This window comes from Burkholderia sp. GbtcB21 (assembly GCF_019091065.1).
Lineage (GTDB): Bacteria > Pseudomonadota > Gammaproteobacteria > Burkholderiales > Burkholderiaceae > Burkholderia > Burkholderia pyrrocinia_C.
In genome coordinates this window covers 1-705 of the sequence record NZ_JAGXKA010000081.1, presented here as the reverse complement: position 1 = coordinate 705, position 705 = coordinate 1, and the positions used below count along the sequence as shown (strand labels likewise).

The window sequence follows — 705 nt, the reverse complement described above, 5'->3', positions numbered from 1 at the left end:
GCGCTGAGAGGTGCAAGTCCGGTTCGGGGAGGAGAGGCCGGGAGATAGCTCGACTACGCCCGGTCTCTTACTCCACTTCCGATGGCACGCGGATTCGTGTATCTGACGGCGGTGGTGGACTGGGCGAGCCGCAAGGTACTCTCGCACCGGGTCGCCATCACGCTGGAAGCCGTGCATGCCGTCCAAGCGCTGGAGGAAGCGTTCGCCCGTTACGGGCTGCCGGACATCGTGAACACCGATCAGGGCAGCCAGTTCACGGCGGGCGCGTTCACCGAGGCCGTGCTGGACCGGGGCATCCGGCTGTCGATGGACGGCAAGGGAAGCTGGCGCGATAACGTGTTCGTCGAGCGGGTTTGGCGCAGCATCAAGTACGAGGAGGTCTACCTGAAAGCGTACGAGTCGGTCAGCCATGCCCGGCGTTCCATCGGCGAATACATCGAGCTGTACAACCGGAAACGGCCCCATTCGAGCCTGGCGGATCAGACGCCGGATGAGGCATACTTCGCGGCGCTGCCTGCGATCAAATCGGCAGCATGACTGCCTCGGACATCCCACTTAAAAATATCGAGAACCTGTCCGAACGAGCGAGGCCACCTCTTTCAGGCTTTCGATGGCGTTTGTAACCGGCTGTCAGCGTCGGATAGATACTCCCCACTTTCGTCGAAGTAATTTTCCCCAGTTTTTTATACGACGGCGCCGCAGTAG

The 705-nt window shown here is 61.0% G+C and carries 1 protein-coding gene and 1 pseudogene; one reads left to right on the top strand and one right to left on the bottom strand.

Features of this window, described 5'->3' with window-relative positions:
• Positions 1-54: 54 nt before the first annotated feature.
• Positions 55-537 (top strand): annotated as a pseudogene (locus KVT39_RS36425) (transposase); the annotation flags it as partial.
• Here KVT39_RS36425 and KVT39_RS36420 read toward each other — a convergent pair.
• A partial coding sequence (locus KVT39_RS36420) for a hypothetical protein (protein WP_217591427.1) occupies positions 521-705 on the bottom strand: 185 nt, incomplete at its 5' end. The pseudogene KVT39_RS36425 and the gene KVT39_RS36420 sit on opposite strands and share 17 nt — an antisense overlap.